The sequence below is a fragment of the Streptomyces sp. CNB091 genome (assembly GCF_000377965.1).
In genome coordinates, this window is sequence record NZ_KB898995.1 from 355,903 (window position 1) to 373,020 (window position 17,118).

Annotated in this window: 17 protein-coding genes; 9 read left to right on the forward strand and 8 right to left on the reverse strand. The window is 70.9% G+C overall.

Annotated features, from left to right (window positions below; genetic code table 11):
- Positions 1-45: 45 nt before the first annotated feature.
- Together D581_RS0113370 and D581_RS0113375 are read right to left on the reverse strand one after the other, a co-directional pair.
- Positions 46-279 (reverse strand): hypothetical protein, encoded by a 234-nt coding sequence (locus D581_RS0113370; protein WP_078625819.1) that lies wholly within the window; start codon positions 277-279, stop codon positions 46-48.
- 64 nt (positions 280-343) lie between these two features.
- Positions 344-1,366, reverse strand: coding sequence for a DEDDh family exonuclease (locus tag D581_RS0113375; RefSeq protein WP_018957721.1), 1,023 nt, complete (start codon positions 1,364-1,366; stop codon positions 344-346).
- Positions 1,367-1,565: 199 nt separating this feature from the next.
- On the opposite strand from D581_RS0113375, the gene D581_RS0113380 reads away from it, so the two are divergent.
- From D581_RS0113380 to D581_RS0113390, 3 genes are read left to right on the forward strand one after another with little or no spacing between them, the layout of a single operon-like run.
- On the forward strand, positions 1,566-2,504 hold the full coding sequence (locus D581_RS0113380; protein ID WP_018957722.1) for a sterol desaturase family protein: 939 nt from the start codon (positions 1,566-1,568) through the stop codon (positions 2,502-2,504).
- Positions 2,501-3,208, forward strand: coding sequence for a lysoplasmalogenase (locus D581_RS0113385; protein ID WP_018957723.1), 708 nt, complete (start codon positions 2,501-2,503; stop codon positions 3,206-3,208). Before D581_RS0113380 ends, D581_RS0113385 begins: the two co-directional genes overlap by 4 nt.
- A gap of 22 nt (positions 3,209-3,230) precedes the next feature.
- Entirely contained in the window at positions 3,231-4,289 is a 1,059-nt protein-coding gene (locus D581_RS0113390; protein ID WP_018957724.1) for a zinc-dependent alcohol dehydrogenase family protein, read from the forward strand.
- Positions 4,290-4,358: 69 nt separating this feature from the next.
- Here the strand turns inward: D581_RS0113390 and D581_RS0113395 are convergent, their stop codons facing one another.
- Positions 4,359-5,897 (reverse strand): S8 family peptidase, encoded by a 1,539-nt coding sequence (locus tag D581_RS0113395; RefSeq protein ID WP_026290476.1) that lies wholly within the window; start codon positions 5,895-5,897, stop codon positions 4,359-4,361.
- Positions 5,898-6,231: 334 nt separating this feature from the next.
- On the opposite strand from D581_RS0113395, the gene D581_RS0113405 reads away from it, so the two are divergent.
- The 3 genes from D581_RS0113405 to moaA all read left to right on the forward strand — a co-directional run bounded on the left by D581_RS0113405 (position 6,232) and on the right by moaA (position 9,447).
- A complete protein-coding gene (locus D581_RS0113405) occupies positions 6,232-6,597 on the forward strand; it encodes a DUF485 domain-containing protein (protein WP_018957727.1) in 366 nt (121 codons plus the stop codon).
- Entirely contained in the window at positions 6,594-8,237 is a 1,644-nt protein-coding gene (locus D581_RS0113410) for a solute symporter family protein (RefSeq protein ID WP_018957728.1), read from the forward strand. The genes D581_RS0113405 and D581_RS0113410 overlap by 4 nt, the downstream gene beginning before the upstream one ends.
- 220 nt (positions 8,238-8,457) lie before the next feature.
- On the forward strand, positions 8,458-9,447 hold the full coding sequence (gene moaA / locus D581_RS0113415; protein WP_018957729.1) for a GTP 3',8-cyclase MoaA: 990 nt from the start codon (positions 8,458-8,460) through the stop codon (positions 9,445-9,447).
- Positions 9,448-9,569: 122 nt separating this feature from the next.
- On the opposite strand, the gene D581_RS0113420 is transcribed toward moaA, so the two are convergent.
- On the reverse strand, positions 9,570-9,827 hold the full coding sequence (locus D581_RS0113420; protein ID WP_026290477.1) for a hypothetical protein: 258 nt from the start codon (positions 9,825-9,827) through the stop codon (positions 9,570-9,572).
- A 242-nt stretch (positions 9,828-10,069) separates the two neighbouring features.
- Positions 10,070-10,447 carry a DUF3099 domain-containing protein gene (locus D581_RS0113425; RefSeq protein ID WP_018957731.1) on the reverse strand — a complete coding sequence of 126 codons (378 nt, stop codon included), beginning with the start codon at positions 10,445-10,447 and terminating at the stop codon, positions 10,070-10,072.
- A gap of 222 nt (positions 10,448-10,669) precedes the next feature.
- Between D581_RS0113425 and D581_RS0113430 the strand changes: the two genes are divergently transcribed.
- On the forward strand, positions 10,670-10,948 hold the full coding sequence (locus D581_RS0113430; protein ID WP_018957732.1) for a GlsB/YeaQ/YmgE family stress response membrane protein: 279 nt from the start codon (positions 10,670-10,672) through the stop codon (positions 10,946-10,948).
- An 80-nt stretch (positions 10,949-11,028) separates the two neighbouring features.
- Here the strand turns inward: D581_RS0113430 and tyrS are convergent, their stop codons facing one another.
- The 3 genes from tyrS to D581_RS0113445 form a co-directional block, all read right to left on the reverse strand.
- Positions 11,029-12,300, reverse strand: a complete 1,272-nt coding sequence (tyrS, locus tag D581_RS0113435; RefSeq protein WP_018957733.1) for a tyrosine--tRNA ligase — start codon at positions 12,298-12,300, stop codon at positions 11,029-11,031.
- A gap of 52 nt (positions 12,301-12,352) precedes the next feature.
- Positions 12,353-13,747, reverse strand: a complete 1,395-nt coding sequence (locus D581_RS0113440; protein ID WP_018957734.1) for a metallopeptidase TldD-related protein — start codon at positions 13,745-13,747, stop codon at positions 12,353-12,355.
- Between the two features lie 82 nt (positions 13,748-13,829).
- Positions 13,830-15,353, reverse strand: coding sequence for a TldD/PmbA family protein (locus D581_RS0113445; RefSeq protein WP_018957735.1), 1,524 nt, complete (start codon positions 15,351-15,353; stop codon positions 13,830-13,832).
- Positions 15,354-15,569: 216 nt separating this feature from the next.
- Between D581_RS0113445 and fabG the strand changes: the two genes are divergently transcribed.
- Both fabG and fabI read left to right on the forward strand, forming a co-directional pair.
- Positions 15,570-16,289: a 3-oxoacyl-[acyl-carrier-protein] reductase gene (fabG, locus tag D581_RS0113450; RefSeq protein ID WP_018957736.1), complete on the forward strand. Its 720-nt coding sequence runs from the start codon at positions 15,570-15,572 to the stop codon at positions 16,287-16,289.
- A 5-nt stretch (positions 16,290-16,294) separates the two neighbouring features.
- Positions 16,295-17,062: an enoyl-ACP reductase FabI gene (fabI, locus tag D581_RS0113455; protein ID WP_018957737.1), complete on the forward strand. Its 768-nt coding sequence runs from the start codon at positions 16,295-16,297 to the stop codon at positions 17,060-17,062.
- The last annotated feature ends 56 nt before the right edge of the window (positions 17,063-17,118 follow it).

A 17,118-nucleotide genomic window follows, 5' to 3' on the forward strand; every position in this document is an offset into this window, starting at 1 on the left:
GCACTCAGGGGTGGAGCCGGAGCGATCCGGCGGCGGTCCGAGCCGTCACACTTTGTCCACGATGCCCGCCCTCCCTTCGGCGCGGGCGCAGTGGGCGCCGCAGTACCAGTGCCCGTCGACCTCGACGCCCTGCCCGATCACCTGGACCCGGCAGTGCTCGCAGATCGGCGCCATGCGGTGGATGGCGCAGGAGAAGCAGTCGAAGACGTGCACCGCGCCCTGCGCGTGCACCTCGAAGGACATGCCGTAGTCGTTTCCGCAAACCTCACAACGTGCCATGCGCCACAGGGTGGGACGCCCGGCGGTCACGGGGCGAGCGGCTGCCGGGCGAGTCGTGCCCGGTTCACTCCGATGACGGTGCGGGAGCCTGGTGCGGCAGGGTCGCCCCCGGAGGCGGTCCGGCGGGGGCCACGTCGCGCAGCAGATGGGTGAAGGCGCTCTCCTCCAGGATCGGCGTCCCGAAGGTCTTCGCCTTCTGCGTCTTGGAGGTGGCGGCGTCGGGGTCGTTGGTCACCAGCAGACTGGTCAGCCGCGACACACTGGTCGCCACGTGCAGGCCGGCCTCCACCGCCCGGTCCTCCAGCAGCTCCCGGTCGATCGAGGTGTCCCCGGAGAAGGCCACCCGCATCCCCTGCTGGAGCGGCTTCTCCTTCTCGTACCGCCCCGGATTGGGATACGGGCAGGCCGGCCGCTTGCGCGAGGGCCGCCAGCTGTTCTGCTGCCGGGAGGGCTGGTAGCCGACACGCGGGGTGACGGGGGAGTCGGACCACTCGGTCAGCGGCAGGCACTCCAGCAACGGCAGCCGCACCCCGCCCCGGGCCGCGGCGTGCAGGCTCGGCCGGAACGCCTCGGCCAGCACCCGGGCGTCGTCCAGAGCGTGGTGGGCCCGCTGCTGTACGACGCCGAAGTGCGCGGCGAGGGAGGCCAGCTTGTGGTTGGGCAGCGGCAGCCGCAACTCCTTGGCCAGCGCGATCGTGCACAGCCGGTGCTCGACCGGGGCGATCACCGACGCGCGCGCGTACTCCCGGGCGATCATCGACCAGTCGAACGCCGCGTTGTGCGCGACGAGCACCCGGTCCTTGAGCCGCTCCGACAGCTCGGCGGCCACGTCGGGGAAGAGCGGCGCGCCTTCGAGCACGTCGCTCGTCAGCCCGTGGATCCAGACGGGCCCGGGGTCCCGCTCCGGGTTGACCAGCGTGTACCAGTGGTCCTCGACATTGCCCAGGGCGTCCAGCCGGTAGACGGCGGCGGACACTATCCGGTCGTCGCGGGCGAGTCCGGTGGTCTCCACGTCGACGACCGCGTACCCCTGGGGGTAGGCGGTCGGCCATGGTGCGGCTGTCTGGCGGTCGTCGAGCATGGTCACAGAGAATACGGGCCATGACTGACAGTCCCCTATTCGGTCGGGCGGGGCGGGGGCGACGCACGGCAGGGAGCCGCGCAACTCGCCGGGCCCGCAGTGTCTCTGATTGGCAGAAAGTGCCAAAGACTGCTGACGCCAGGTCTCGCATACTTGTGGGTAACAACGTCTAGCCCTCGCCGACGCGCGGCCCTACGGTGCTCGCATGGAGCCGAACCTGCCCGATGTCGTGCTGTGGTCCATACCGGCCTTCGTGCTGCTCACCGTGATCGAGATGGTCAGCTACCGCCTTCACCCGGACGAGGACGCCGCCGGGTACGCGACCAAGGACACCGCCACCAGCCTCACCATGGGCATCGGCAGCCTGGGCTTCGACCTTCTGTGGAAGATCCCCATCCTGGCGATCTACATGGGCGTCCACGAACTGACGCCGCTACGGGTGCCCGTGCTGTGGTGGACCGTCCCGCTGATGCTCCTCGCCCAGGACTTCTTCTACTACTGGTCCCACCGCGGCCACCACGTGATCCGGATCCTGTGGGCCTGTCACGTGGTCCACCACTCCAGCGAGAAGTTCAACCTCACCACCGCGCTGCGCCAGCCCTGGACCTCCGCGACGGTCTGGCCGTTCTACCTGCCGCTGATCGCCTGCGGGGTGCACCCGGCGGCGCTGGCGTTCTGCCAGTCGGTCAACCTCGTCTACCAGTTCTGGGTGCACACCGAGCGCGTCGGCAAGCTCCCGCGCCCCTTCGAGTACGTCCTCAACACGCCCTCCCACCACCGCGTCCACCACGCCTCCCAAGGCGGCTACCTGGACCGCAACTACGGCGGGATCCTGATCGTCTGGGACCGGATGTTCGGATCCTTCGCGGCCGAGACCGAACGGCCCGTCTACGGGCTCACCAAGAACATCTCCACCCACAACCCGCTGCGCGTCGCGACCCACGAGTACGCCGCCATCGCCCGGGACGTCCGGGCCGCCGACACCTGGAGAGAGCGGGCGGGGCGGGTCTTCCGCGGGCCCGGCTGGCAGCCGGCGACGAAGGCGAGGGCCGTGGCCGGGGTCGGGGAGTCGGTGCCCGTGGTCGGGCCCGGAGAGCCGGTGCCCGTGTCCCTGGAGGCCTCCGCCCCGGAACGCGCCCTGTGAGCGCCACCGACTCCCGCCCCGCGCACACCAGCGGAGCCGAGCGCTTCGCCCGCCCCGTGTTCCTCGCCTTCCTCATCGCCGCCGCGGTCGACCTGGCCGGGCTGATCGCCGGGGCCGAGACGCTACACCTGCTCGCCAAGCCGCTGCTGATGCCGCTGCTCGCCGGGTACGCGGCGCTCCGCGGCGGACCCCGGCCACTCGTCGCGGCCCTGCTGTTCGGGTGGGGCGGCGACGTCTTCCTGCTCGCCGACGACGACCTGGCCTTCCTCCTCGGCATGGGCTCCTTCGCGGTCGGCCATATCTGCTACCTGACGCTGTTCGGCCGCGGCCGGGCCCGTGCGCCGCTGGCCACGGGAGCCGGATACGCCCTCGCCCTGGTCGTCTTCCTCGTGCTGATCTGGCCGGACCTCCCGGTGGACCTGCGTACCCCGCTGACCGGCTACAGCCTGCTGCTCACGGCCGTGGCCTGGCGGGCCGGCGTGCTCGGCCGGTACGCGGCGGCCGGCGGGGCGCTCTTCCTGATCTCCGACGCCCTCATCGCCACCGGCATCGCGGACTGGCCGCAGGCGCCCGCCCCCGACTTCTGGGTCATGCTCACCTACATCGCCGCCCAGGCCCTGCTGACCCTCGGGGCGCTCACGGCTCCCCCGGCGGGGGGAACCGGACGAACCGGGGCGTACCGTGAACGGGGTACCAGCGTCTGAGACCGGCAAGGACCCCGAACGTATGCGCGCCACCGTCATCCACGCCCCCCACGACATCCGGGTGCGGGAGGTGCCGGACCCGGGGATCCAGCAGCCCACCGACGTGGTGCTCAGGGTCCTGCGGGCCTGCATCTGCGGCAGCGACCTGTGGGCCTACCGGGGCGAGTCGGCCCGGCGGCCCGGTCAGCGCACCGGCCATGAGTTCCTCGGCGTCGTCGAGGAGGCGGGGTCCGGCGTCAACGGGTTCGCCGTGGGCGATCTGGCCGTCGCCCCGTTCGTCTGGTCCGACGGCACCTGCGTCTACTGTGCCGAGGGCCTCACCACCTCCTGCCCCGAGGGCGGCTTCTGGGGCTCGGTCGGCCCGGACGGCGCGCAGTCGGACGGCGGCCAGGGCGAGGCCGTCCGCGTCCCCCACGCCGACGGCACCCTGGTCAAGCTCCCGGCCGCCGCCGCCTCCGACGACCGGCTGCTCGCCGGCCTGCTGGCGCTCTCCGACGTCCTGGGCACCGGCCACCACGCCGCCGTCGGCGCGGGCGTCGGGCCCGGCAGCACCGTCGCGGTTGTCGGTGACGGCGCGGTCGGCCTGTGCGGGGTGCTCGCCGCCAAGCGGCTCGGCGCGGAGCGCGTCATCGCGCTCGGCCGCCACACCGCGCGCACCGATATCGCGCGCCGCTTCGGCGCGACCGACGTGGTCGCCGAACGCGGCGAGGCCGCCCTCGCCGCCGTCCGCGAACTGACCCGGGGCGAGGGCGCGCACAGCGTCATCGAGGCCGTCGGCACCGAGCAGTCGATGCGCACCGCCCTCGGCATCGTCCGCGACGGTGGCTCCATCGGCTACGTGGGCGTTCCGCACGGCAGCGCCACCGGCGTCGACCTCGGCGCGATGTTCGGCCGGAACATCGCCCTGCGCGGCGGCGTCGCCCCCGTACGCCGGTACATCCCGGAACTGCTCCCGGACGTGCTGGACGGCACGATCGACCCGTCGCCCGTCTTCGACCGGTCCATCGGCCTGGACGAAGTGCCGCTCGGCTACAGGGAGATGGACGAGCGGACCGCGCTGAAGGTGCTCATCACGCCGTAGGGCCCGGCACGGGGCGAGGGCCCGGGGAGAACGTCCTCCCCGGGCCCTCGCCCTTGCTCGGTCAGCTGCCTACCAGCGCACCGCGTCCAGCGCGTCGACCACTCCGGCCCCGTAGAAGCCGTTGTAGTTCTTGCCGCCCTCGCAGACCGCGTCGATGACACCGTCACCGTTGATGTCGTACGGCTCACCGCACGCCTTCGCGTCCGCCTGGAGCGTCAGCAGCGCCTTCACCGCGGCCGGCGGGGCGTAGGGGTGCTGGGACTTGATCAGCGCCACGACGCCCGCGACGTGCGGGGAGGCCATCGACGTACCGGCCTTGTAGCCGAACTTGCCGCCCGGCAGCGTCGACAGGATCAGCCCGTTGACGGCCGGCGCCTCGGGGGTCTGGTAGATCGTCGAGTCACCGCCGGGGGCGGCCACGTCGATGATGCCCTTGCCGTAGTTCGAGTACGAGGACTTCAGGCCCTTCGCACCCGTCGCGGAGACCGTCACGACACCCGGCAGCATGGTCGGGATGTCCGGGCACGCGCTCGGGTCGATCGTCCGTGTCACCGTCTCGGTGTCGTTCGGGCTGGTCTTGTCCTCGATCGCGTCGAGCGCCAGGTCGTGGCGCGAGTTCCCGGCCGCCGCGACGTTGACCGTGCCCTTGCGCTCCGCGTACTTCACGGCGCGGGTGAGGGCGTCGACCAGGGCGCCCTGGTCCGGGTCGTTCTTGCAGTTGAACAGCCACGGGTCGGTGTAGTAGCTGTTGTTGGTCACCTCGACGCCGTGCTCGGCGGCCCAGAGGAACCCGCAGACGACGGCCTCGGTGTAGAAGAACCCGTCCGGGTTCGACACCTTGATGCCCGACACCTTCACGCCCGGGGCGACGCCGGTGACCCCGGCGCCGTTCTTCGCCGCGGCGATGGTGCCCGCCACATGCGTGCCGTGGTCACTCTCGCCCGCCGCCGGACGCCAGGAGCCGGCGGTGGTGTCCGGAGCGCCCGACACGCAGTTGGCCGAGGCGCGGCTGTCGAAGTTGGGGGCCAGGTCCGGGTGGGTGTCGTCGACGCCCGTGTCGATGACGGCGACCGTCACCCGCTTCGAGCCCAGCGACTTCTCGTGCGCCTTGTCCGCCTTGATCGCGGGCAGCGACCACTGGAGGGGCTCCAGCGGGTCCTCGCCGGCCTTGGCGTCCGCGGCGGCGGCCGCTGCCTGCTCGGCGGTGAGCGGCTGCGCTATCGCGCCGACGTCCTTGGTGGCCTGCGGCACGATCGGGTTCGTGCGGGTGGCGCCCGCCGACTCCACGCCGCGTACCCGGCGAATCGTTTCGCCGAAGGCGGGGTTCTGCGAGTGGACGACGATGACGCCGATCTGCTCATAGGCGATGACGACGGTGCCGCCGGCCTTGGCGATCGCCTTCTTGACGTTCTTGACGGTGCCGTGCCCGCCCCGGGTGTTGACCACGTAGGACAGCTTCGGTCCGTCGGTCCGCACACTCGCGGCGGCCCGCTCCCCGGTGGGCGCCGCCGTGGCCGTCGCCGTCGGCAGGAAGCCGAGCGAGGCGGTCAGCGCGAGGCCGACGGGCACCGCGAGTGCGCGGGTCCGTCTCGATGCCAGATGAGCCATGGGGTCTCCACATCATCCGTGCCGAACGACCGGACACCTGGCGTGTTCGGTCGCGTACATGACGAGTGAAGCTATCGCTGATCATCCCGATGCATCAACGCTTACGGGCAAGTGAGTTCGAAGAGTGACCTGTGCGGCTGAATGCGAACGGGTGACTTCCGGGGCAACCAGGCGCACCGCGGCACCTCCGGGAAGGCGAAAGACGCGGTGAACCGCTTCGTCGCGCCCTCCGTGCCGTTGTCCAGGAGGCACATCACCGTCCCCGTCGGTAACGAGGCTTCCCTTGACACCCACCGTCCCCCAGATCACCGCACCCGCGTCGCGAGGAGATTCCGTGGCTACCGATGCACCGCCGCCCGAGGGCGGTTCGCCCACCGGCCCCGCCCAGCCCACCACCGAGGCGTTCGTCACGATGCAGGCGAGCCCGGACTTCGCCGACCTGCGCCGCTCCCACCGCTCCTTCGCCTTCCCCCTGACCATCGCCTTCGTGACCTGGTACCTGCTCTACGTCCTGCTCTGCAACTACGCGGGCGGATTCATGGCCACCGAGGTCGTCGGCAACATCAACATGGCGCTCGTCCTCGGACTCGCCCAGTTCGCCACCACCTTCCTCATCGCCTGGCTCTACTCGCGGCACGCCGCCACCAAGCTCGACCCCAAGGCCGACGCGATCAAGTCCCGTATGGAGGCCGACCTGTGAGCGCCGCCCACGCCCTGTACCCCACCGTCCAGCTCGCCGCCACCGAGGGAGCGAGCGAGCACCGGCCGCTGATCATCACGCTGTTCGCCGCCTTCGTCGTGGCGACCCTCTTCATCACCGTGTGGGCCGGCCGCCAGACCAAGAGCGCCTCCGACTTCTACGCGGGCGGCCGGCAGTTCACCGGATTCCAGAACGGACTCGCGGTCTCCGGCGACTACATGTCCGCCGCGTCCTTCCTCGGCATCGCCGGAGCCATCGCCCTCTTCGGGTACGACGGCTTCCTGTACTCCATCGGCTTCCTCGTCGCCTGGCTCGTCGCCCTGCTCCTGGTCGCCGAACCGCTGCGCAACTCCGGCCGCTACACCATGGGCGACGTCCTCGCCTACCGGATGCGCCAGCGCCCCGTCCGTACCGCCGCCGGCACATCCACGATCGTCGTCTCGATCTTCTACCTGCTGGCGCAGATGGCCGGCGCGGGCGTCCTCGTCTCGCTGCTGCTCGGCATCACCAGCGACGCCGGGAAGATCCTCATCGTCGCCCTGGTCGGCGTGCTCATGATCCTCTACGTCACCATCGGCGGCATGAAGGGCACCACCTGGGTGCAGATGGTCAAGGCCGTCCTGCTCATCGCGGGCACCCTGCTCATCACCTTCCTGATCCTGCTGAAGTTCAACTTCAACATCTCCGACCTGCTCGGCACCGCCGCCAGCAACAGCGGCAAGGGCGCGGCCTTCCTGGAGCCCGGTCTGAAGTACGGCGTCGACAACGTCTCCAAGCTGGACTTCATCTCGCTCGGCATCGCCCTGGTCCTCGGCACCGCGGGGCTGCCGCACATCCTGATCCGCTTCTACACCGTGCCCACCGCCAAGGCCGCCCGTAAGTCCGTGAACTGGGCGATCGGCATCATCGGCGCCTTCTACCTGATGACGATCGTGCTCGGCTTCGGCGCGGCGGCGATCCTCAAGCCGGACGACATCATCGCCTCCAACAAGGCGGGCAACACCGCCGCGCCCCTCGCCGCACTGGAGATCGGCGGCGGCTCCGGATCCACCGGCGGCGCCATCCTCCTCGCGGTGATCTCCGCCGTCGCCTTCGCCACCATCCTCGCCGTCGTCGCCGGACTCACCCTCGCCTCCTCCTCGTCCTTCGCGCACGACATCTACGCCAACGTCATCCGCAGGGGGAAGGCCACAGAGAAGGAAGAGGTCCGCGCCGCGCGCTGGGCCACCGTCGCGATCGGCGTCGTCTCCATCGGCCTCGGCGCCCTCGCCCGCGACCTGAACGTCGCCGGGCTCGTCGCCCTGGCCTTCGCGGTCGCCGCCTCCGCCAACCTGCCCACGATCCTCTACAGCCTCTTCTGGAAGCGCTTCACCACACAGGGGGCCCTCTGGTCCATCTACGGAGGCCTCGCCTCCTCCGTCCTGCTGGTGCTGTTCTCGCCGGTCGTCTCCTCCAAACCGAGCTCGATGTTCCCGAGCGTCGACTTCGCCTGGTTCCCGCTGGAGAACCCCGGCCTGATCTCGATCCCGCTCGGCTTCCTGCTCGGCTGGGTCGGCTCGCTGCTCTCCAAGGAGAAGCCCGACACGGACAAGTACGCCGAACTGGAGGTCAAGTCCCTCACCGGCATCGGAGCCCACTGAGCACACCGCGAGGACCCTCACTCGGCCCAGCGCCGACGGGCCCTTCGGCTCATCGCCGCCACCCGCGGCCGGGCCGCGTCGTAGGACTCTACGACGCGGCCCGGCCGCACCTCGTGGCAAACGAGCCCCCCCGATGTCACACGTCTCACGTAGGCTCGGAAGGACAAGAGGCCACCAGAGCGACCGCACCACCGCGGACACCCCGGGGGAGGGACCCACTGTGCTCATCGACACCTACGACCGGGTCGCCACCGACCTGCGCGTGTCACTCACCGACAAGTGCAATTTGCGCTGCACCTACTGCATGCCCGAAGAGGGCCTTCAGTGGCTCGGCAAGAGCGAGCTGCTCTCCGACGACGAGATCGTGCGCCTGATCCGTATCGCCGTCACCTCGCTCGGCATCACCGAGGTCCGCTTCACCGGCGGCGAGCCCCTGCTCCGTCCCGGTCTCGTCTCCATCGTCGAGCAGTGCGCCGCGCTCACCCCGCGCCCCCGCATGTCGCTCACGACCAACGGCATCGGACTCAAGCGGACCGCCACCGCCCTCAAGGCCGCAGGGCTCGACCGGGTCAACGTCTCGCTGGACACCCTGCGCCCCGACGTCTTCAAGACCCTCACCCGCCGCGACCGCCACAGGGACGTGCTGGACGGCCTGGAGGCCGCCCGCGAGGCCGGGCTCACCCCGGTGAAGGTCAACTCCGTCCTGATGCCGGGGCTCAACGACGACGAGGCCCCCGAGCTGCTCGCCTGGGCCGTAGCCCACGATTACGAGCTCCGCTTCATCGAGCAGATGCCGCTCGACGCCCAGCACGGCTGGAAGCGCGACGGCATGATCACCGCCGGGGACATCCTCGCCTCGCTGCGCACCCGCTTCACCCTCACCGCGGAGAGCGACGCGTCCCGCGGCTCCGCCCCCGCCGAGCGCTGGACCGTCGACGGCGGGCCGCACCGCGTCGGCGTGATCGCCTCCGTCACCCGCCCGTTCTGCCGCGCCTGCGACCGCACCCGGCTCACCGCCGACGGCCAGGTCCGCACCTGCCTCTTCGCCCGTGAGGAGACGGACCTGCGCGGGGCACTGCGCGGGGACGCGCCGGACGAGGAGATCGCCCAGCTCTGGAAGACGGCCATGTGGGGCAAGAAGGCGGGTTCCGGACTGGACGACCCGTCCTTCCTGCAGCCCGACCGCCCGATGTCGGCGATCGGCGGCTGAGGCCGAGGCGCCCGAGCCCCGGGGACCGAGGATCAGGGCCTCGGCCCCGAGGGGCCGGGGGACCGAGGGCCCAAGGACCAGGAGCTCGGAGGGGCGTTGAAGACCCTCCGAGGATCCACGGATCAGGCCTCGGTCTCCTTCCCGTCCCCGGCTGCCCAGTCCTTCAGCGCCACGACGTCCTTGAGGAAACCCCGTACACCGAGGAACGAGGACAGGTGCTCCCGGTGCTCGTCGCAGGCCAGCCAGGTCTTGCGCCGCTCGGGCGTGTGCAGTTTGGGGTTGTTCCAGGCGAGCACCCACACGGCGGCGGCCCGACAGTCCTTGGCGGAACAGAGCGGGGCACCGGCGGGACTCTCGGCGGGCGTCTCGGGAAAAATCACGTGGCCCAGCCTAAGTCAGGAGCTCCCCGAGCCAAGTCAGGTGCCCCACGAGCTCTCTGACGCATCCCCGGCCGGAGAAAAGGCGACGCCGGGCAGCCACGGGGGGAGCTGCCCGGCGTCGGTCCGTCGCTCCGACGGGGGATGCGGAGCGCTTTCGAAGTATGTCACGGGGACCGGGGTGCGGTGCACCGGAACGTCATGATTGATCTGAGCTTTTCTTGAGCTTCGCGGAGCGTCCTGGTTCAGGTGCGCTCGTGCGGCGGCCTGACCCCGCCGGACGCCTCCTCGGGGTCCCCGGACTCGGCCTGGCCCGGCACCGGAGCAGCCTCCACCGCCGGCCGCAGCGGCATCTGCACGAACGTCGTCGGCAGCGAAGTCACGTTCTCCCGGCCCGCGTTGGCGATGACCACCGCAACGTACGGCAACAGCACCCCCAGAACGAGCGCCACGATCGCCACATGCCGCTCCACGTTCCACAGCACCGCGGCCAGTACCACCGACACCGTGCGCACCGACATCGAGATCACATAGCGCCGCTGTCGGCCGCGGACGTCGTCCGTCAGCCCCTGACGGGCGCCCGTGATCCGGATGACCTCCGTACCCGCGCTCTTCCGCAGCATGCTCCACCACCAGATCTCGTCGCCGGACGCTCCCGGACCGGGCAGCCTCCACGGTACGCCCGGCACCGGCCGGGCAGGAGGCCGGGGCACGCCGTACGAGAAGGGCCCGGGCGGTTCGCGGTGGACGGCCGGGTCGCCCGGACGGCCCAACCGGGCATGCGCCGCCCGGACGGCGGGTCGACTCTGGACAGACGCGCACTCCGCGCCGTACGAGGAGGCGAAATGAGCTGGTTGTGGGCAATCATCGTGGGACTGGTGCTCGGTGTCCTCGCCAGAGCGATCCTGCCGGGCAAGCAGGACATCCCGCTCTGGCTGACGGCCGTGTTCGGCATCCTCGGCAGCATCCTCGGCAACGCGGTGGCCGGCTGGATCGGTGTGGAGGACACCAAGGGCATCGACTGGATCCGTCATCTGCTGCAACTGGCGGGCGCCGTGGCGGTCGTCGCCGTCGGCGACATGGCCTGGCAGGCCTTCCGAGGCAACCGTAAACAGCGAACCTGACCCAGCGAGGTCACACACAGCCCGCGGCCGGACACGCGAAGAACGCGTGTCCGGCCGCGGCACTGTGGCGCGGGGGAGGGTCAGCCGACCGGGCCGACCTCCACGGCCGCCAGGTTCTTCTTGCCCCGGCGCAGCACCAGCCAGCGCCCGTGCAGGAGCTCCCCGGCGTCCGGCGCGACTTCGCCGTCGACGACCTTCACGTTGTTCACGTACGCGCCGCCCTCCTTGACCGTGCGGCGCGCACCCGACTTGCTGGGTGCCAGACCGACCTCCACCAGCAGGTCCACCAGCGGACCCAGCTCGGCGACGGTGGCGCCCGGCACCTCGGACAGGGCCGCGCTCAGCGTCGCCTCGTCCAGCTCGGCCAGGTCACCCTGCCCGAACAGCGCCTTCGACGCCGCGATGACCGCGGCGCACTGCGCACCGCCGTGCACCAGCGTGGTCAGCTCCTCGGCCAGCGCGCGCTGCGCGGAGCGGGCCTGCGGCCGCTCCTCGGTCAGCTTCTCCAGCTCCTCCAGCTCCTCACGGCTCTTGAAGCTGAGGATGCGCAGGTAGCGCGAGACGTCCCGGTCGTCCACGTTCAGCCAGAACTGGTAGAACGCGTACGGCGTCGTCATCTCCGGATCGAGCCAGACGGCGCCGCTCTCGGACTTGCCGAACTTCGTCCCGTCCGCCTTCGTCATCAGCGGCGTCGCCAGCGCGTGCACGGTGGCGCCCGGCTCCAGCCGGTGGATCAGGTCGATGCCCGCGGTGAGGTTGCCCCACTGGTCGCTGCCGCCCTGCTGAAGGGTGCAGCCGTGCCGGCGGTACAGCTCCAGGAAGTCCATGCCCTGGAGCAGTTGGTAGCTGAACTCCGTGTAGCTGATGCCCTCCTGCGACTCCAGCCGCCGGGCGACCGAGTCCTTGGTCAGCATCTTGTTGACCCGGAAGTGCTTGCCGATGTCCCGCAGGAACTCGATCGCGGACATGCCCGCTGTCCAGTCCAGGTTGTTGACCATCGTCGCCGCGTTCTCGCCCTCGAAGGACAGGAACGGCTCGATCTGCGAGCGCAGCCGGGCCACCCAGGCGGCGATCGTCTCCGGGTCGTTCAGCGTGCGCTCGGCGGTGGGCCGCGGGTCACCGATCTGGCCCGTCGCGCCCCCCACCAGGGCGAGCGGCCTCAGCCCGGCCTGCTGGAGCCGCCGCATGGTGAGCACCTGCACCAGGTGCCCCACATGCAGGCTGGCCGCGGTCGGGTCGAAGCCGCAATAGAAGGTGACGGGACCGTCCGCGAGAGCCTTGCGCAGTGCGTCCTCGTCAGTGGACTGGGCGAACAGCCCACGCCACTTCAGCTCGTCGACGATGTCCGTCACGGTTCCGGTGCTCCTTATGCCTGGTAGAGATCTGGGTGTCAGTCTAGGCGGGTCACACCCCCGGGCTGACCGAGCTCATGTTGAAGTCCGGGATGCGCAGCGCGGGCATCGCGGCCCGGGTGAACCAGTCGCCCCACTCGCGCGGCAGCGTCTTCTCCGTACGCCCGGCCTCCGAGGCCCGCGACAGCAGGTCCACCGGCGACTCGTTGAAGCGGAAGTTGTTCACCCCGCCGACCACCTCGCCGTCCTCGACCAGATAGACGCCGTCCCGGGTCAGCCCCGTCAGCAGCAGCGTCGCCGGATCCACCTCGCGGATGTACCAGAGGCAGGTCAGCAGCAGCGCCCGCCCGGACGTCGCGGCGACCATCTCCTCCAGCGACCGTTCGCCGCCGCCCTCCAGCAGCAGGTTGTCGATGGCCGGGGCGACCGGCAGTCCGGTCAGGCCCGCCGTGTGCCGGGTCGTCGTCAGCCGCTCCAGCCTCCCCTCCCTGACCCAGTCCGTCGGGGCCAGCGGCAGTCCGTTGTCGAAGACGGAACCGCTGTCGCCGGAGGAGTGGGCGATCACGAAGGGCGCCGACTCCAGCCCCGGCGCGTGCGGGTCGCTGCGCAGGGTGAGCGGTAGCGGGGCGAGCGTCTCGCCCAGCCGCGTACCACCGCCCGGCGTGGAGAACACCGTCCGGCCCTCCACGGCGTCCCGCGCGGTCGACGACCAGAGCTGGTAGATCAGCAGGTCCGCGACCGCAGCCGGCGGCAGCAGCGTCTCGTACCGGCCGGCGGGCAGCTCGACGCGCCGCTCCGCCCAGCGCAGCCGCTGCGCCAGCTCCGCGTCCATCGCCGCCGGGTCGACGTCCTTGAAGTCACGGGTCGCCCGGCCCGCCCACGCGGAGCGCGTACGGTCGGGCGACTTCGCGTTCAGCTCCAGCGTCCCGTTCGGCTGGTGGTGGCGCAGCCGCAGCCCCGTCGACGTCCCCAGGTAGGTGGAGGTCAGCTCGTGGTTCGCGAAGCCGTACAGCTCGCGGCCCCCGGCCCGGGCGCGCGCGAAGGCGTCGCCGAGCGCCGGGGCGAAGTCGGCGAAGACCTCCGAGCCGGTCTCGGCGGGCGCGTCCGTGAAGTCGGGGGAGGAGGGCGCCCCGCTCACCAGCGGCTGCGCGTCCTCCGCCGGATCCGCGCCCCGTGCGGCGGCCTCGGCGGCCCGCACCAGCGGCTCCAGGTCGTCCCGGGTCACCGCGGACCGGGAGACGACGCCGGACGCCGTCCCCTTCGCCCCGTCCACGGTCGCGACGACGGTCAGGGTCCGTCCCCGGGTCACCCCGTTCGTGGTGAGCGCGTTGCCCGCCCAGCGCAGATTGGCGGAGGACTGCTCGTCGGCGATGACCACCAGGCCGTCCGTGGTGGACAGCTCCAGAGCCCGCTCGACGATCTCGTACGGCTTGCTGACGCGGCTCATCGTCCGGCCTCCTGCGTCGTGTCGAGACTGTGCTGACCCGGGGGACGACCCCCGGACCCCCGGCCGGTTCCGTGGTCGCCGCTCATCGTCCGGCCTCCTGCGTCGTATTGAGGATGTTGACGCCCCGGAAGAGGGCGGAGGGGCAGCCGTGCGAGACCGCCGCGACCTGGCCCGGCTGGGCCTTGCCGCAGTTGAACGCGCCTCCGAGGACGTACGTCTGGGGGCCGCCGACCTTCTCCATCGAGCCCCAGAAGTCCGTGGTCGTCGCCTGGTACGCCACGTCGCGCAGCTGCCCGGCCAGCTGCCCGTTCTCGATACGGAAGAACCGCTGCCCGGTGAACTGGAAGTTGTAGCGCTGCATGTCGATCGACCAGGACCGGTCGCCGACCACATAGATCCCGCGCTCCACCCCGCCGATCAGGTCCTCCGTCGACAGCCCGCCCGGGTCCGGCTTCAGGGACACGTTCGCCATGCGCTGTACGGGGACGTGGCCCGGCGAGTCCGCGTACGCGCAGCCGTTGGAGCGGCCGAGGCCCGTCAGCTTCGCGATGCGGCGGTCCAGCTGGTAGCCGACCAGCGTGCCGTCCTTCACCAGGTCCCACGACTGCGCCTCGACGCCCTCGTCGTCGTACCCGATCGTCGCGAGCCCGTGCTCGGCCGTGCGGTCACCGGTCACGTTCATCACGGGGGAGCCGTACGCCAGCTTGCCCAGCTGGTCGAAGGTGGCGAACGAGGTCCCGGCGTACGCCGCCTCGTACCCCAGCGCCCGGTCCAGCTCGGTGGCGTGGCCGATCGACTCGTGGATCGTCAGCCACAGGTTCGACGGATCGACGACCAGGTCGTACGCCCCCGCCTCGACGCTCGGCGCGCGCATCTTCTCCGCCAGCAGCCCGGGGATCCGCTCCAGCTCGCCGTCCCAGTCCCAGCCGGTCCCGGTCAGGTACTCCCAGCCCCGGCCCGCCGGCGGCGCGATGGTCCGCATCGAGTCGAACTCACCGCTCGTGCCGTCCACCGCGACGGCGGTGAACTGCGGGTGGATCCGCACCCGTTGCTGCGTGGTGACGGTGCCCGCCGTGTCCGCGTAGAACTTGTTCTCGTGCACGGCCATCAGGGACGCGTCCACATGCGCGACCCCCTCCGCGCCCAGCAGCCGGCCGCTCCACTCGGCGAGCAGCGCCGCCTTCTCCTCGTCCGGTACGGAGAAGGGGTCGACGTCGTACGCCGAGACCCAGGTCCGCTCACCGTGCACCGGCTCGTCCGCCAGCTCGACCCTCTCGTCCGACCCGGCCGCCGCGATCACCTTCGCCGACAGCTTCGCCATCGCGACGGCCTGCGAGGCCACCTTCGCGGCGGCGTCCATCGTCAGGTCGACGCCCGAGGCGAACCCCCACGCACCGCCGTGCACCACCCGCACCGCGTACCCGAGGTCCGTGCTGTCCGACGCGCCGGCCGGCCGGGCGTCCCGCAGTCGCCAGGAGGCGCTGCGCACCCGCTCCAGCCGGAAGTCGGCGTGTGCCGCGCCCAGCGCCCGCGCTCTGGCGAGCGCCGCGTCGGCCAGCGCGCGCGACGGCAGGGCCAGAAATGACTGATCTACCTCGTGGGGCACAGGGAGTTCCCTTCTCGATACACCCCGGCAGTGAACCATGCCGGAGGGTGACCGCACCGGGGGATATCGAGGACGCGTGGGCCGACCACCTACCCACGCGGACTGTAGGAATCCAACAGCACCCCGGACAAGCCACTGTCAGGGCCCGATTCCTCGATCGGAGCACGGTACCGATAGGTTTTCGACGTACCAGACCGTCAAGGAAAGGGTGATCCGTTGAGCCGCTCGGTTCTCGTCACCGGAGGAAACCGGGGCATCGGCCTCGCCATCGCCCGCGCCTTCGCCGACAACGGCGACCAGGTCGCGATCACCTACCGCTCCGGAGAGCCTCCCCGGGCGCTCACCGACGCCGGTGTCCTCGCGGTCCGCTGCGACATCACCGACGCCGAGCAGGTGGAGCAGGCCTACAAGGAGATCGAGGAGAATTACGGTCCCGTGGAGGTGCTGGTCGCCAACGCGGGCATCACCAAGGACCAGCTGCTGATGCGGATGTCGGAGGAGGACTTCACCTCCGTCCTCGACACCAACCTCACGGGGACCTTCCGGGTCGTCAAGCGCGCCAATCGCGGCATGCTGCGCGCCAGGAAGGGCCGTGTCGTCCTGATCTCCTCCGTCGTCGGCCTCCTCGGCTCGGCCGGCCAGGCCAACTACGCCGCCTCCAAGGCCGGGCTCGTCGGCTTCGCCCGGTCGCTCGCCCGTGAACTCGGATCGCGGAACATCACCTTCAACGTCGTCGCCCCCGGTTTTGTCGACACGGACATGACCCAGGTGCTCACCGAGGAGCAGCGCAAGGGCATCGTGTCCCAGGTGCCGCTCGGCCGCTACGCGCGGCCCGAGGAGATCGCCGCCGCGGTGCGCTTCCTCGCCTCCGACGACGCGTCGTACATCACTGGAGCCGTCATTCCCGTTGACGGCGGATTGGGCATGGGTCACTGATCACCATGAGCGGAATTCTCGACGGAAAGCGCATCCTGATCACCGGGGTGCTGATGGAGTCGTCCATCGCGTTCCACGCCGCGAAGGTGGCCCAGGAGCAGGGGGCCGAGGTCATCCTGACGGCCTTCCCCCGCCCCACCCTGACCGAGCGCATCGCCAGGAAGCTGCCGAAGCCGGCCAAGGTCATCGAGCTGGACGTGACCAACCAGGAGCACCTGGACCGGCTCGCCGGTCTGGTGCGCGAGGAGCTCGGCTCCCTGGACGGCGTCGTCCACTCCATCGGCTTCGCGCCGCAGGACGCGCTCGGCGGCAACTTCCTCAACACGCCGTTCGAGTCCGTCGCCACCGCGATGCACGTCTCGGCGTTCTCCCTGAAGTCGCTCGCCATGGCCTGCAAGCCGCTGATGAGCGAGGGCGGCTCGATCGTCGGCCTCACCTTCGACGCCCAGTACGCCTGGCCGCAGTACGACTGGATGGGCCCGGCCAAGGCCGCGCTGGAGGCCACCTCCCGCTACCTCGCCCGCGACCTGGGCAAGGACGGGCTGCGCTGCAACCTGGTCTCCGCCGGACCGCTCCGCTCCATGGCCGCCAAGTCCATCCCGGGCTTCGAGGAGCTGGCCGACGTCTGGAACAACCGCGCACCGCTGGCCTGGGACATGAACGACCCGGAGCCGGCCGGACGCGGCATCGTCGCCCTGCTCTCCGACTTCTTCCCGCGCACCACGGGCGAGATCATCCACGTCGACAGCGGCGTGCACATGATGGGCGCCTGACCGCGCGCCACCCTGCCCGACGGCCCCCGGCCGCGTACCCCCTCCCGATTCTCCGG